At 44.3% G+C, this 15,207-nt stretch carries 12 protein-coding genes and 1 other annotated feature; of the genes, 8 read left to right on the top strand and 4 right to left on the bottom strand.

Features of this window, described 5'->3' with window-relative positions; translation table 11 throughout:
- Positions 1-248: 248 nt before the first annotated feature.
- The 7 genes from AC0VX7_RS21530 to AC0VX7_RS21500 all read left to right on the top strand — a co-directional run bounded on the left by AC0VX7_RS21530 (position 249) and on the right by AC0VX7_RS21500 (position 8,177).
- Positions 249-1,112, top strand: a complete 864-nt coding sequence (locus AC0VX7_RS21530) for a YitT family protein (protein ID WP_475425835.1) — start codon at positions 249-251, stop codon at positions 1,110-1,112.
- Between the two features lie 50 nt (positions 1,113-1,162).
- Positions 1,163-1,477 carry a cytochrome c551 gene (cccB, locus tag AC0VX7_RS21525; protein WP_475425834.1) on the top strand — a complete coding sequence of 105 codons (315 nt, stop codon included), beginning with the start codon at positions 1,163-1,165 and terminating at the stop codon, positions 1,475-1,477.
- Between the two features lie 437 nt (positions 1,478-1,914).
- Positions 1,915-2,601, top strand: a complete 687-nt coding sequence (gene ftsE, locus AC0VX7_RS21520) for a cell division ATP-binding protein FtsE (protein WP_475425833.1) — start codon at positions 1,915-1,917, stop codon at positions 2,599-2,601.
- Positions 2,591-3,484 carry a permease-like cell division protein FtsX gene (ftsX, locus tag AC0VX7_RS21515; protein WP_475425832.1) on the top strand — a complete coding sequence of 298 codons (894 nt, stop codon included), beginning with the start codon at positions 2,591-2,593 and terminating at the stop codon, positions 3,482-3,484. Before ftsE ends, ftsX begins: the two co-directional genes overlap by 11 nt.
- Positions 3,485-3,599: 115 nt before the next feature.
- Positions 3,600-4,913, top strand: coding sequence for a murein hydrolase activator EnvC family protein (locus AC0VX7_RS21510; protein WP_475425831.1), 1,314 nt, complete (start codon positions 3,600-3,602; stop codon positions 4,911-4,913).
- A 201-nt stretch (positions 4,914-5,114) separates the two neighbouring features.
- Complete coding sequence (locus AC0VX7_RS21505) at positions 5,115-6,566, top strand: S41 family peptidase (RefSeq protein WP_475425830.1); 1,452 nt, start codon at positions 5,115-5,117, stop codon at positions 6,564-6,566.
- A 417-nt stretch (positions 6,567-6,983) separates the two neighbouring features.
- Positions 6,984-8,177: a PDZ domain-containing protein gene (locus AC0VX7_RS21500; RefSeq protein ID WP_475425829.1), complete on the top strand. Its 1,194-nt coding sequence runs from the start codon at positions 6,984-6,986 to the stop codon at positions 8,175-8,177.
- A gap of 125 nt (positions 8,178-8,302) precedes the next feature.
- On the opposite strand, the gene AC0VX7_RS21495 is transcribed toward AC0VX7_RS21500, so the two are convergent.
- From AC0VX7_RS21495 to AC0VX7_RS21480, 4 genes are all read right to left on the bottom strand, one after another.
- A complete protein-coding gene (locus AC0VX7_RS21495) occupies positions 8,303-9,427 on the bottom strand; it encodes a Ger(x)C family spore germination protein (RefSeq protein ID WP_475425828.1) in 1,125 nt (374 codons plus the stop codon).
- Positions 9,408-10,535 carry a GerAB/ArcD/ProY family transporter gene (locus tag AC0VX7_RS21490; RefSeq protein WP_475425827.1) on the bottom strand — a complete coding sequence of 376 codons (1,128 nt, stop codon included), beginning with the start codon at positions 10,533-10,535 and terminating at the stop codon, positions 9,408-9,410. The genes AC0VX7_RS21495 and AC0VX7_RS21490 overlap by 20 nt, the downstream gene beginning before the upstream one ends.
- 15 nt (positions 10,536-10,550) lie before the next feature.
- A complete protein-coding gene (locus AC0VX7_RS21485) occupies positions 10,551-12,056 on the bottom strand; it encodes a spore germination protein (protein WP_475425826.1) in 1,506 nt (501 codons plus the stop codon).
- 117 nt (positions 12,057-12,173) lie between these two features.
- Positions 12,174-13,514 carry a sodium-dependent transporter gene (locus AC0VX7_RS21480; protein WP_475425825.1) on the bottom strand — a complete coding sequence of 447 codons (1,341 nt, stop codon included), beginning with the start codon at positions 13,512-13,514 and terminating at the stop codon, positions 12,174-12,176.
- Between the two features lie 87 nt (positions 13,515-13,601).
- Positions 13,602-13,811: a binding site (T-box leader), on the bottom strand.
- A gap of 112 nt (positions 13,812-13,923) precedes the next feature.
- Between AC0VX7_RS21480 and iadA the strand changes: the two genes are divergently transcribed.
- A complete protein-coding gene (gene iadA, locus AC0VX7_RS21475) occupies positions 13,924-15,093 on the top strand; it encodes a beta-aspartyl-peptidase (protein ID WP_475425824.1) in 1,170 nt (389 codons plus the stop codon).
- Positions 15,094-15,207 lie beyond the last annotated feature (114 nt).

The following is a 15,207-nucleotide window of genomic DNA, read 5'->3' as shown; positions in this document are numbered from 1 at the left end:
AATGTGTCAGGGTAAAATATTGCTTGCAAAAAAAGTGGGACTAATTGTTTCTATAATATAGGCTCATCGAGAACATCCAATTATAATATCCAGAGTTTGAATTGGGTAAGTTTCTTTTTAAGTACGGATAATCAAAAAATACAGGACTGCAACTTTTGCCCTTTAACACGGCGCACTATTAGCGTTTACAGAAAATTCGACACGTGCTATACTCACTGACGGCATTAAAGGAAAAAGGGGATAGGACTTTGAAGAAAAGGCGTAATCATACATTAAATCCAACTTTAGAAAAGCTTTTTGAATATTTATATGTACTGGTAGGATCGGGGATTGTCGCCATCTCGTTCAATGTTTTCTTGCTGCCGAACCGTGTTGCTTCTGGCGGGGTAAGCGGGATCAGTACGATTATAGACGCGACGCTTGGCTGGGAGCCGGCATACGTGCAGTGGGCTTTTAACATACCGTTGTTTATTGCAGGGGTTGTTTTACTTGGAAGGCAATATGGGTATAAAACCCTTGCAGGAACCATTTTCCTTCCATTTGTAGTGTTCTTGACCAATGACGTGAAGCCGTGGACTCTAGATCCTTTGCTTGGATCATTGTTCGGAGGTATTGGTGTCGGCCTGGGTCTAGGTATTGTATTTAGAGGAAATGCGTCAACTGGCGGTACAGACTTGGCGGCGCAGATCATCCACAAATACACAGGTCTCTCGCTTGGTACCTGCGTGGCCCTGATCGACGGACTGATTGTATTATCTGCAGCGATTGTATTCGATATTGAACGTGGTCTTTATGCTTTGATTGGGCTTTATGTTACTAGTAAAACGATTGACTTGGTGCAGGTTGGCATCGGGCGCTCGAAGATGGCGATGGTCATTACAAACCGCCAGGATGAAGTTCGCGAAGCGATTTTGAATAAAATAGACCGTGGAGTGACAAAACTATCAGCATACGGCGGCTATACGGACCAGGAACGGCCAATTATCATGTGTGTTGTGGACCAGACGGAGTTCACAAAATTGAAACAATTGGTTCAATCCATTGACCCTGCTGCATTTGTCATTGTAATGGATGCTTCAGAGGTGTTGGGCGAGGGTTTTAAAAGGGCTTAGTATTGGTATAAAATAGTCGTGTATGTAAAATTTTCTTAGGGGGAGTTAAGTTGAAGAAGAAATTATTGGCTCTATTAATGGGAACCTCCTTGGCACTGGCAGCTTGCGGTGGCGGCGGCGATGAAGCTGGCGGCGGAGACACAGCTGGTGCAGATCCAGAAAAGCTTTATAATCAAAAATGCTCTAGCTGCCATGGCGGCAACCTGGAAGGCGGCGTAGGACCTAAACTAAGCGATATAGGTTCACGTTTATCACAGGAAGATATTGAAAGTGTTATTGCAAACGGTCAGGGCTCAATGCCTCCAAAACTACTTGAAGGTGAAGACGCTTCTGCAGTAGCTGAATGGCTGGCAAACAAAAAGTAAGGGTGATTAGGAAACGTCCTGAATTATCGTCAGGGCGTTTTTTTTGTGCCGTTTTTTCCAATCTATAAGTAGTAGAAATGCTGTCTTTATACATTTTCGTAAAATCGCCAAATTATTTAGCAATTCAGCAAGCTTCACACTTTGTACATACAAGTTATGACAAAATCTTGTTACACCACGGTAATAAAACTAAAAATTCTACTAAATAAGAAACTCGACAACAGATGGATTTTACTAGGTAAGTAGCTAAGTTCGACAATTATCATATTAGTTAGAATAACCTCTATAGGAATTTAGTGGAATTTTAATCGCAATTTGAAAAGAAACTGTAATATTTAAAAGGGTTTTTTTGATAGAGGGAGATGCTATAATAGGTTTGTTACAAATTGTCGAAGTTTAGCCGTGTGATAAGACTAACTATCTAAGGTGATACAAAAATGATAGATATGCAGGATGTTTACAAAACATACCGAAACGGCATAACTGCCGCTAACGGGATCAATGTTCATATAGATGCAGGTGAATTTTTATACGTAGTAGGACCCAGCGGTGCTGGAAAATCTACTTTTATAAAGATGATGTACCGTGAAGTTAAGCCTTCTAAAGGTTCGATCATTATAAATGGTGTCAATCTAGCAAAGCTAAAAGACAGCAAAGTACCATTGCTGCGCCGGAATATTGGCGTCGTGTTCCAAGACTTCAAATTGCTGAATACTCTTTCAGTCTATGAAAATGTCGCTTTTGCGATGGAAGTAATTGAGGAACAGCCGCAATATATCAAGAAGCGCGTCATGGAAACGCTGGAACTTGTAGGACTCAAGCATAAAGCAAGAGCGCTTCCTACTGAGCTTTCGGGCGGGGAGCAGCAGCGTGTTGCCATCGCTCGTTCAATTGTGAACGCACCAAAAGTAGTGATTGCCGATGAGCCTACGGGAAACCTTGACCCTGATACATCATGGGAAATCATGAACATTTTCGAGGAAATTAACTTAAGGGGAACCACGATCGTCATGGCAACCCACAACAAAGAAATCGTCAACACAATCAAGCATCGAGTCATTGCGATCGAGAACGGCAGGATTGCCCGTGACGAAGTGAAAGGTGATTACGGATATGAAAGCTAGAACATTCCGCCGCCACGTACGCGAGAGCTTTAAAAGCTTAGGTCGAAACGGCTGGATGACGTTTGCATCCGTAAGTGCCGTAACAGTTACCTTGCTTTTGGTCGGTATCTTTTTCGTCATTATGATGAATTTAAATAAAGTCGCAACCACGATTGAGGAAGATGTAGAAATCCGAGTCCATGTGGATGTAGCAGCGAATGACAAAGATAAAGAGGTCTTGGAGCAGCAAATCAACCAGGTTTCCGGCATAAAAAATGTGACCTATTCTTCCAAGGAACAAGAACTTGAGAGCTTGATAAAAAGCCTGGGAGATGAAGGGGAAGCCTTTCAGTTGTTTGAGCAAGACAATCCTTTAAATGATGTCTTCGTCGTAAAGACGAAAAATCCTACTGATACAATGAGAGTTGCCAAGCAAATTGAGAAACTCAATTATGTCTCTACTGTAAAGTATGGACAAGGCAAGGTCGAAAAACTATTCAGTTTTATAAAAGTAAGCCGCAATGTCGGACTCATATTAATTGTCGGACTTCTTTTTACAGCAATGTTCTTAATCTCCAACACTATTAAAATTACGATTATGGCACGTAAACGAGAGATTGAAATTATGAGACTTGTAGGCGCTACGAACGGTTTCATCAGATGGCCGTTCTTCCTTGAAGGTCTCTGGTTAGGAATCCTGGGAGCGATTGTGCCAATTGCAGTCGTATCCGCAGCCTATTATTATGCTTATGATTATTTAAACGATAAGCTGAAAGATCATTTTATCAAATTGCTTGAATTCAATCCGTTTGTTTACCAATTATCAGCCATCCTGATCATTATGGGAGCTGCTATTGGAATCTGGGGAAGTCTCATGTCCGTCCGTAAATTCTTGAAGGTGTAAAGGATAGAATTCCGGGTCTCACCTGGAATTCCCCTAAACACTACATAGCCAATAGACGATAGATAGAAAGACAAAGTTACGAAACTATCATGAGTAAGAGAGGGGAACAGATCTAGTGAAAAAGCAGATACTCTCACTAGCAATAGTCAGTACTTTAAGCCTGGGTTCTTTGCTAAGCCCATTAACTTTAGATCAAGTAACAGCAGCCAGCATTTCGGAAATGCAAAAACAGAAAAAAGAGCTGGAACAAAAACGTTCTGGCATTAATTCTGAAATAAATGAGAAGGATTCTAAGATCGGTGAGCTCAAAAACGAGCAGCAGGTATTGAATGACCAAATCAAGAAGCTTGATTTTGCAGTAAGTGATGCCGAACAGAAAATCGAAGCAAAGAACAAGGAAATTTCACAAACAACTGAAGAGATTGAAGTATTAGAAGTAGAAATTACAGAATTGAAGAAGCGAATTGAAAAACGCAATGAATTGCTTAAAGACAAGGCGCGTTCTTTCCAGGAAAACGGAGGAACAGTAAACTATATTGATGTCTTGCTTGGAGCACAAAGCTTCAGCGACTTCGTAGACCGAGTCAGTGCGGTTACAACAATTGTAAATGCAGATAAGAATATCCTTGAACAGCACAAACAGGATAAACAAGACCTTGAGACGAAGCAACAGCAAGTGGAAGATAAGCTTAATAACCTTCAAGAAATGAAGAAAGAGCTTGAGGCGTTAACGGTTAAGCTGAATGCACAAATCAAAGAAAAGAATGAGCTTATGAGCACTCTTAAGCATGAAGAAGAGCAAATGCATGCAGAAAAGCTAGATCTAGCGGAAGCTGCAGAAGTCGTGGCGGCACAGGAAGCTGCATTTGTACAGGCGATTGAATTGGAGCAAAAGCGTCAAGCCGAAAGAGCAAGACAGGCTGAACTTGAAAGACAAAGAAAAGCGGCAGCAGCGGCGGCAGCAGCTAAGAGCAGTGGCGGAGGCAGTTCAACTCCAGCTCCTGAACCAGTTGTATCTGAACCACCTTCCTCAGGTGGGATGATTATCATGCCGGCAAGCGGTCGCGTCACTTCAGGTTTAGGCCAGCGCTGGGGTACTTTCCATGCGGGAGTGGATATTGCCAATCGTGGAGGAAATGTTCCGATTTATGCAGCAGCAGACGGAGTTGTCATCCGTTCCTATTATTCATCCAGCTACGGTAATGCAATTTTTGTCGCGCACTCAATCAACGGTCAAACTTGGACAACAGTTTACGCGCATATGAGCAATCGATCGGTTGGGAGCGGCGCAGTTGTTTCCAGAGGACAAAGAATCGGCACAATGGGCAACACTGGACAATCATATGGACAGCATTTGCACTTTGAACTTCACAAAGGTTCATGGAATGCATCTAAATCGAACGCTGTTAATCCAGCGGCATATTGGTAAAATAATTCTGGAAGAGACACACGTCTCTTCCTTTTTCATTTTCCCGATTAATAGCATTACAAACTTGTGAAATATAACCAGTTGATTCGTGGCTCCAAAATTAATCCTTCATACCCTGTCCCTCCTCGTCATATAATTGGAATCATAGAAAATTTTACGGCAGAGGAGCAGTTGATGCGGTAAACAGGGAGGAGTTTGGCAATGGAACGCAAGTGGATTGCCTTTTTGATGGCGGGCTCGCTGCTTACAGGTGCGGGGAGTACATACGCTGGCATGCAATGGTACGAAAGCAAGGCGGGTGTTCTGGAACGCCAGATTGTGCCCCTTAAGGATCATGCGGGTGCACAGGCTGGCGATGCGAGCAGTCTCGAAAAGGTCGAGCAGGCATACAGTTTGATTTTTAATAGTTACGTAGAAAAGGTTGAAGAAGAAGAGTTGATTGAAGGGGCGATCCAGGGAATGCTCTCGACCCTGGAGGATCCGTATTCTGTCTATATGGACAAGGAGACGGCCAAACAGTTCAATGAGACGCTGGAGTCATCTTTTGAAGGAATTGGTGCCGAGGTCAGTACGGTTGATGGGAAAATCGTGATTGTTTCTCCTTTTAAAAATTCTCCTGCGGAAAAAGCGGGTTTGAAGCCGAATGATCAGATTGTGAAGGTCGATGGCGAGAGTATTGAGGGACTGGATTTATATGAAGCGACTTTGAAGATTCGCGGCAAAAAAGGGACACCCGTTGTTCTTGAAATCGAGCGCAAGGGCTTGAAGGATCCGCTGAAGGTGAAAGTGATTCGCGATGAGATTCCGCAGATTACCGTCCATGCTGACATGAAAAAGGTGAACGGCGAAAAGGTTGGTTACATGGAGATTACCTCGTTCTCAGAAGATACCTCCAAAGAGTTCAACAAGGAGCTTAAGGCTTTTGAAAAAGAAGGAATGGATGCGCTGCTGATTGATGTGCGCGGCAATCCTGGCGGGCTGCTCTCTAGTGTAGAAGAAATCTTGCGAGAATTGGTTTCAAAAGAGAAGCCGCTCTATCAAATTGAAGAGCGCAACGGCGATAAGACTCGTTATTTCTCCAATCTGGAAAAAGCTAAAAATTATCCGATCGCTGTGATGACAGACGATGGCAGTGCATCAGCCTCTGAAATTTTGGCCGGTGCCTTGAAAGAAGCAGGAGGCTATCCGGTCATTGGCGAAAAGACCTTCGGCAAGGGGACAGTCCAGCAGGCTGTGCCAATGGGAGATGGCAGCAATATCAAGCTGACACTGTTCAAATGGCTGACGCCTGACGGCAACTGGATCCATAAAAAGGGCATCGAGCCAACCGTTGAAGTCAATCAGCCGGCGCTCTATGATACCCATCCAATCCAGGCGGAAACGCCCCTCAAGCTGGATATGAATAACGAGCAAGTGAAAAATGCCCAGGAAATCCTCGCTGGACTCGGTTTTGAGCCGGGGCGTACGGATGGCTACTTCAGCGGAATGACTGAAATTGCCGTCAAAGCATTCCAGCGGAAAAACGACATGACCGTTACAGGTGTGATTGACGCAAAAACAGCCACCGCACTCGAGGATGCAGCAAGAGAAGCAATGAAACAAGAAGAAAACGACCTTCAGCTGCAGACCGCGTTGAGGCTGCTGGCGAAATAGATACCTAATCCGCCGTACCAAAACTTGGTACGGCGTTATTTTTTACATTGATTTGGAAAAAGGTAGTGATTACAGCAAAAACCGTAGTGATTAGTTGGAAAATCGTAGTGATTATTTGAGATTCCGTAGCGATTAGTTGGAAAATCGTAGTGATTATTCGAGATATCGTAGTGATTACTTACAAAAAAAGTGGTTATTTTTGGTAATTCCGTACTGATTTGGATTCTGATCAGTATAAAAGAAGAATAAAGAGTTCTATTGATGCTTCATTTTCGAATTTCACTAAGTATTTAATGTTCTACTCTTACACAAGAAAAAAATCCCATCAAGTTTCCACAACTATTAATAGGTTTTACCCTGTAGATTTGATAGAATAAGCTTAATATCATGTAATCTATGAAGGCTGGTGACATAGGGGTGGCACAGGATTGGTTCATTGAACTTTTGAAAGGGATGGGCAGGCTTCTGCTTCACCCTGTGTTCTATTATTCTATATTTTTGGCGGCGGTCCTTGGTGTTTCGCGCGTGAAGCGGGAGCGGAAGAACTTTACGGTGAGGGCGAAGGATGCGTATTTTGAGCTCAGACAGGTGTTCCCGCTGGGTGGTCTTCTCGGTCTAATCATCTCAGTCATAACCATTGCGGCGGGCATCGCGATTCCATTCGGTGCAATTGTTTTAGTTGCCACGGCAACGCTGCTATTGAGTTTATTAACAAAAGTCAGGCTGCTGACGCCTGCATATACAATCGGCGCTGCATTTTTCGCGTTGATCTTCCTTTCGGGAAAAGAAATAGACCTTCCGTTAGTCGGAGACTTATTTTCAAGTCTTGATGAAAAAATCTATCCATCGATTGCGATTTTGTTAGCATTTATAACGATTGGCGAGGGCTTCCTTATTTTAAGAAATGGAAAAAAGGGAACTTCTCCTAAATTGATCAAGAGTAAGCGTGGCCAGACGGTTGGTGTCCACGAGGTAAAACGCCTCTGGATTGTTCCGGCATTCATGCTCATTCCGGGCAACATTCTGTCAATGCCATTCGAGTGGTGGCCTGTGTTCACACTTGGAGACAATACATATTCACTAATTCTTGTTCCATTTGCGATTGGTTTGCATCAGCAAGTCCAGGGAATGCTGCCAAAAGAAGCTGTCAGTCAGCTCGGCAACAGAGTAGTTGGTCTTGGAATCCTGATCACGCTGATTGCCGCGGCCGGATACTGGTACCCAATTGCTTCCGTTGCTGCTGTAGCGATTGCGATGATCGGCCGAGAAGCCTTGACACTGGCACAGCGGATGCAAGAGGAGAACATGCCGTTCTATTTTTCGAAAAAGAACCATGGCGTGATGATTCTCGGCGTTCTGCCTGAATCTCCGGCCGATAAAATGGCGCTCGGTGTGGGCGAGCTTGTCACAAAGGTCAACGGCACAACTGTCCGTGATGAACAAACATTCTACGAAGCTCTGTCACGAAACAGGGCGCATTGCAAGCTGGAAGTCCTTGATACAAACGGGCAGATCCGCTTCGTGCAAAGGGCGCTGTATGAAGGCGATCACCACGAACTCGGCATCCTTTTTGTCCTGGATGAGAAAAAGTGGGATAGTGCTGTTATTTAAGATTCCTGAACACCATAACAAAGCGGGAGCCGTCATCACCAGGCTCCCGCTTTATTTGTATCAGCTAGGTCGACGGCGCCTTGCCTCCAGAACAAAATTCAATATGACCAATGGGCTTTCATATTTTACTCAACCACCCCAGTCCTCAAAATCTCAAACTCAATCTTCACATCAACTTTGCTCTCCGGGTACATGCCATGCCACTTTTCAGTGGTCAAGTTGGCCTGTCTTACACTCTTTCGATAGATTTCTCCAATTCCGAATGGATCGGCCCCTAAATCCTGTGCTTTCTTTATCAAATTTGCAATATCGGATGTGATTTTTTCATCAAGCTTCGTTTCCAGCTGCTTCACGTTTTCCGGGTTTTTTAAGTCCAATGCCTGGTTGATTTCGAGCAATCTTGTTTTTAAAGTGATTTTCAGATCGAAATGGAGATTTTCCTTGCTGATCAGGTTCATGTCACTTTTGCTTTGGATCGTGTCAAGAACCACTGCTAGCTTATCGGGACCGTCAGTAGTCTCGGGCAGATCAAACCCTTCTTTGTTGACCTCCAATTCTATCGCTCCCGTCTTATAGCGATCATTGATAAGCTTTAGATAAAAGGCTTCTTTTGGATTGATTTTACCGACCATCTTATCATCTTTTATCAGAGCCATACCTGTAATTTTAACTAAGCCATTAACATTTTTTAAAGTGGGCATGATTGGGTCAATTCCTGGTGCGTAAAAATCATGCAATACTTCCTGCAGGGTGGAAGAAGGGATCTTTTCTCCCTTTATGTTTTGGTCCAGTTCCTTATAGATGAGCTGGCTGATATCGGAAAATTGGTCATTTCTTTGGTTAAGGAGCTTATTTGTATTTCCTTCAACAACCGCCAAATAGGTAAGATCACTGATTGAGGGGTCACGGGCAAGTGTATCTGCCAGGTTGATAAGACCCGCACGGACAACTTCTTCGCTAAATAGCGCTACCCGCAGCTGACCTGATTGTAACTTTTTAGGGCTTTTTAAATCGGCCTCATTTCTCGCTCCTTTACTGGTTGCCGACTTTGCGGACAGGATGAGGGAACTTTGCGGAGCCTCCGGGTCGATTTGGAGAAGGACCATTGTCGCCAGGATCTGGTTATCCTCTGTGAGATCATAACCCACTGTTGTTATTAGTCCCATCTTCTCTAGAGTTTTCTCTTCTGCGCAGCCAGAAAGGAAAAGCACAAGCAAGACAATCAAGAGCTTATTTACTTTGTTTCGCATTGGCCTCATCCTTTTTCGAGAAAAATTTCTTTTTAATCAGGACAGCACCGAATAGAAGCAATGGGTAGACAAAGACAATATAAAGAGCGCCCCTTGCAAAATAGTCGTTGAACATATTGATTTGAACTCGGGTGAGCGGGTAAAGCAGCGTCAGAAAGATAAATGCAATAAGAATCCAGCTGACCTTCTGTTCTTTTTTATTGAAAATCCTTGATATTCCCCGAGTGGCTGCCCACATATAGAGCATCAGGTTTGGCAGAATCAGCAGGACCCAAAAAGTGATGGCGACATACTCAAATCTTTCAATGAACGGGAAGCGTACGATTTTAAAAAGGGATAGCGTACCCCAAACCGTCCGTTCAAGCTGGCCGCCGCTGAAATAGGCAAGGGAGACAACCATCAGTGCAAGGTACAGGATGGTTGTGAATGCGAGCCCAAATTGCATATATTTATGAACCCGCTCCTTTTCTTTTAAAAAGGGATAGATGACATAGATGATTTCAAAGCCGATGACAGTGAAGGTCATTTGCTTTGCTCCTCTTAGTATTTCAGTTATACGCGCTTCGAACATCGGGAATAAGTAATCCCAGTTAGCAAACTGAAAGGGATAGGCGAGCATGAGGATCAGCCACAGGGATAAAACGACACTAAAGAAGCTGACGCCGACAACTGTCCGCAGCCCGCCATTCAAGCCATAGTAAACAAGGTAAACTAGAGTCAGGGAGAGCAGCCAGTTCGGGATTTCAGGGAAGACCCAAGCCTGGATGACTTCGATATAATTCCTGACGATGATGTGGAAGCCTCCAAGAAAGTAGAGAATGAAAATGATATTAATCAGGTTTCCGAGCCACTTTCCAAGCACATCGTATTGGATTCCATATAAATCTGAATTCTCATACATACTTAATGTTTTTACCATAATAAACCCTATGATGGCAGTTGCACCCCCGCTGATAATCACGGAGATCCAGGCATCATGCCTTGTTTCCAGGTAGATGATCCTTTGAAATCCCTGGATCCCAACGCCCACCTGCATAGAATGGATTACGAAGATGAGCAGGAAAGTATTGACCATGTGATGGGGCTTAGGCTCGATGTGTATTTTCATAGTTAACACCACAACTTATTCATTGGTTTTTCGTTCTTTGTATTTCAATCTATCCAATGGCCTTGTCTGTAATGGGCGCTTGTTGGTCCACCCAATAGGGAGTCGAACAATGCTGTCACGCCAGTCTTCAAATCTTGGCGGATAAAATGGCGCCAAAAACGGTGTTCCCAAGCTGGTTTGACGGAGGAGATGGATCAACAGGAAGCAAAAGCCGACCATCAGTCCATAAAATCCCCAAAATCCGGCCATGATGATTAATGGAAAACGCAGGACCCTGATGACATTGCCCATCATATAGTTTGGCGTCGTGAACGAAGCGAGTGCGCTTACGGCGATAATGATGATCAGGATATTGCTTGTGAATCCCGCTTCAACTGCAGCTGTTCCGACGACAATACCGCCAACGATACCCATCGTCTGGCCAACCTTCGTTGGCAGCCGGGCTCCGGCTTCCCGCAAGAGCTCGATCATTACTTCCAGCAATAATGCTTCGATAATAGGCGGGAAAGGTACGCGTGATCTTGACTCCCCAAGAGGAATCAATAGTGTTTGCGGAATGATCTCGTAATGGAAGGTCAATGCTGCCACGTAGATCGCCGTGAAAAAAATCGATACAACCATAGAGAAAACCCTCAATACTCTAAGAAAGCTCGCGATTTGCCATCTGACGCTTTCATCCTCCATGCTCTGGAAAAATTCGATGAAGGTTTGTGGTGCACCTATTACCTGTACACTGCCATCGACAAGGACAACCATCTTTCCATTCAACAGCCAGGCACAGGCCCGGTCCGGCCTTTCTGTCAGCAGCAACTGCGGAAAAATCGCAAATGAATTATCTTCAATAAACTGTACCAAAATTGAACTGTCGAGGATGCTATCAACGTCAATTGATTTTATTCGTTCGCGCATGCGTTCGATCATCTCATCGTCCGCAATCCCTTTCAAATAGAGAAGCGAAACCCCTGATTTCGTTTGTTTTCCTAAGGTGAAACTCTCATTGCATAAGTTTGGGTTGGTAAGAAAACGGCGAATCAAAGATATATTGGTAGCAAGACTTTCATTAAAGGCGATTTGCGGCCCTAAAACCTGTGACTCATTTTCCGGGCGGGTCAATGACCGGTTTTCCTGGGTTCCGACAATTGCACTGATAATGACAGGGTGGCCAGGCGAATGAACTACAACTGCTCCATGTAAAATCGAATCAACCACATCTTCGATATATTTATGTTTAGAAGTACTTGATACTGTAATATGCTTAAGCGCTTCGTTTGGAGTTGCCTGCGCATCTTCGAGCCGAGCTAGTACATTTTCATTCAGCATCTTTTTATCTGTCAAAGTATCAAAGAATATCAGTGTAAAGCCATTTGTAAGTTCCTTGATATTTAAATCCGCACTATCATGAAGGCGTTCCTTCATTTTTTGAATGAAATCGGCTTTATCTACAGGGATTAATTCCTTATCGTCGAGGTTTTCTTGATTTACTTTGTTGTCGACTATGGCTTTCTTATTCTTGAAGAACATAAAAAAATCCCTCCGATGCAATCACCTACACAAAAGGTTTTGCATTAAAGGGAAAAATTATACTGCTGATAGTTTTAATGATTGCATGAAAAAAGAAGCTGACGTTTTGTCAGCTTCCTAGGAAAAAACTCCAAGTGAATCAAGGAATACAATGATAATCACCACAGGGATGATGAATCTCATCACATTGTACCAAAGGTTGAAGAGCAGGCTTCCGCCTTTTGAGTGCTGCAGCAGCTCTTGACGCAGTACTTCCTTTTTGATTTTTAAAGGGACGAAGATTGAAATCAATAGTACCCCGAGCGGCATCAGGACATTGCTTACAAGGAAATCAGCTGTGTCGAAGATATTTTTCCCGAGAATCGTCACTTCTGCCATTGTTCCGAATGACAGGGCAGAAGGGATGCCAAGCAGGAAAATCAATCCGCCGGCAATCCAAGCAAATTTTGCCCGCTTTTTCTGATTGCCTTTTGCAAGTGTGGCGACGACAATCTCAAGCATCGAGAACGCCGAAGTCAGTGTTGCGAACAGGAACAAGGCTAGGAATAGGAGCAGGAACAGTTCGCCGAATACCATTTTTTCAAAGACAGCAGGAAGGACGACGAATAGCAGTCCCGGTCCTTCCGCCGGTTCAAATCCGAGTGAGAAAACAGCTGGGAATATCGCCAGACCGGCAAGCAGTGCGATAAAAAGATTCATCCCGACAACAGACAGGGCAGGCTGGACGATGCTGCCTTTTTTCGGCAGGTATGAGCTGTATGTCACCATCACTGAAACGCCGACGCTCAGGGAGAAAAACGATTGTCCCATCGCGAACAAGATGCTTTCCGAAGTAATGCTAGAAAAGTCAGGCGCGAGGAAAAACTTCACACCATCAAGTGCATGTTCAAGCGTCAATGAGCGGATGATCAAGATGATGAACAGCACGAACAATGCCGGCATCAGGATCTTGCTCGCTTTTTCAATCCCGGATTGGACTCCTTTGGCTACGACCATAATCGTGATCAATAAGAAGGCAGCCTGAGCAGCGAGCACGCTCCATGCACTGCTGATCGTCTGTCCGAACAAGCCTCCATAATCAGCTCCTTCTTCAATCACTCCGCCAGCCAGCCCTTTTACAAAATAAAGGCTGATCCACCCGCCGACAACACTGTAAAAACTGAGCAGCACAAAGCTGGTGACGACCCCGAGTATCCCGATCAAATACCATTTGCTTTTTGGTGCAATTTCCAAATAGGCGCGGATCGCTTCCTTGCCGGTACTGCGGCCGATGACAAACTCCGCGAGCAATAGCGGCAGTCCGATGAATAAAGAAAATAAGATAAACATCAGGAAAAATGCCCCGCCGCCGCTGACTCCCGTTACATACGGCAGCTTCCAGATTGCCCCGATCCCGATTGCCGAACCGGCAGCGGCCAGGATGAATCCAATTTTCGATGACCATTGTTCTTTCTCCATGTTGATTTCTCCCTTTTTCTCTCTATTTTCAGCTGGATGATTGATGTCACGGCAAAATAAAAAGCCACGCCTCTATCCATCAATCTGGATAGGGACGTGGCTGAACACGCGGTACCACCCTATTTGGAAGCATGCTGCTTCCCGCTCAAGTTACTGGATAACGGCCAAACCCGTTCCTTTTTAAAAGGAAAAGCTCCAAGAACGAAATTCACCAGGACTTTGTATCAGTTTCCACCAACCACTGATTCTCTATTTAACAGGGAGACCGGCTTAATAGACTCTCTTCAACGCTTCAACTTATTAAAATGTTTGTAGGAATTATAGTATGATAATAATAAAGTGTCAAGTTATTCTGTCTTTTTACATTTATAATAAGGTACATAGTTCAGAAAAAATTGGAGGAATTCAAATGCTCACGCTGATAAAAAATGGAGAGGTTTTTGCCCCCGATTATCTTGGTAAAAAAGATATATTGCTTGTTGATCGTAAAATTGGGTTTATCCAAGATGAAATTGAGGTTCCTGAAAAGTTCGTAGAAGTGAAGGTCATTGATGCGACAGGCAAGAAGGTCGTACCGGGATTCATTGATTCCCATGTCCATTTGATTGGCGGAGGAGGGGAAGGTGGGTTTCGCACGAGGACGCCGGAGATTCAGCTAACCCAGGCAACAACTGCTGGGATTACTACTCTGGTCGGTGTTCTCGGCACCGACGGAACGACGCGGACGATGCCAAGCTTGATTGCCAAAGCCCGCGCGCTTGAGGAAGAAGGGATTACCACCTATGTGCAGACAGGCTCCTACCAAGTCCCGGTCAAAACACTGACGGGGAAAATCGAGGACGATATCATTTTAATCGATAAAGTCATCGGTGCAGGGGAAATCGCGATTGCCGATCACCGCTCATCTCAGCCGACTTTTGAGGAGTTGGCGAAGATTGCTTCTGCAGCAAGGATTGGCGGGATGCTTTCTGGTAAAAGCGGCATCGTCAATGTTCATGTTGGCGACAGTCACGACCACTTGAAGGTGATTGAGCAGGTAATTGAAAATACCGATATCCCAATCAGGCAATTTTACCCGACGCATATGAACCGCAATCCGCATTTGTTCGAAGCAGGTATCGAATATGCGAAGAAAGGCGGATGGATTGATTTCACAACCAGTTCCATACCGAAGTTTCTTGAGGAAGGGGAAGTAAAGTGCAGCGTCGCCCTAAAACGTATGTTAGAAGCAGGAGTGGATATCGGCCAAATCACTTTCACATCCGATGGACAGGCAAGCTTGCCTGACTTTGATGGGAATGGAGAATTAATCGGCTTGCAGATCGGACAGGTTTCCTCTTTGTTTGAGGCGGTAAAGGATGCTGTTTTAAATGAGGGAATTCCCCTCGAAGCGGCCATCCGTGTCATCACTTCGAATCCTGCGACGATTTTAAAGCTTTCACAAAAAGGGCGGATTGAAACAGGACGAGACGCCGATCTTGTCCTGCTCGATCAGAACCTTGAAATTGATACGGTCATCGCAATGGGCAAGGTGATGGTTGAAAATAGAGTTCCGTTGGTGATAGGGGCATTCGAATAACATTGTAAAACTCCTGGCCGCTGTGAGGGTTGGGAGTTTTCCCTTTTTATGGATAAGTGAGAGATTATTAGGCTTTATTGAGAGATTATCATTACTTTTTGAGAGAATAATACG

Source organism: Mesobacillus sp. QJM3NY_10 (assembly GCF_056173465.1).
This window is presented reverse-complemented; position numbering and strand designations above follow the sequence as displayed.

Excerpts from the sequence above, each read along its gene's own strand:
- AC0VX7_RS21490 (WP_475425827.1), bottom strand. The coding sequence starts at position 10,535 with ATGAAAATACACATCGAGCCTAAGCCCCATCACATGGTCAATACTTTC.
- ftsX (WP_475425832.1), top strand. The coding sequence starts at position 2,591 with ATGAAAGCTAGAACATTCCGCCGCCACGTACGCGAGAGCTTTAAAAGC.
- AC0VX7_RS21480 (WP_475425825.1), bottom strand. The coding sequence starts at position 13,514 with ATGGAGAAAGAACAATGGTCATCGAAAATTGGATTCATCCTGGCCGCT.
- ftsE (WP_475425833.1), top strand. The coding sequence starts at position 1,915 with ATGATAGATATGCAGGATGTTTACAAAACATACCGAAACGGCATAACT.
- AC0VX7_RS21495 (WP_475425828.1), bottom strand. The coding sequence starts at position 9,427 with ATGCGAAACAAAGTAAATAAGCTCTTGATTGTCTTGCTTGTGCTTTTC.
- AC0VX7_RS21505 (WP_475425830.1), top strand. The coding sequence starts at position 5,115 with ATGGAACGCAAGTGGATTGCCTTTTTGATGGCGGGCTCGCTGCTTACA.
- AC0VX7_RS21485 (WP_475425826.1), bottom strand. The coding sequence starts at position 12,056 with ATGTTCTTCAAGAATAAGAAAGCCATAGTCGACAACAAAGTAAATCAA.
- iadA (WP_475425824.1), top strand. The coding sequence starts at position 13,924 with ATGCTCACGCTGATAAAAAATGGAGAGGTTTTTGCCCCCGATTATCTT.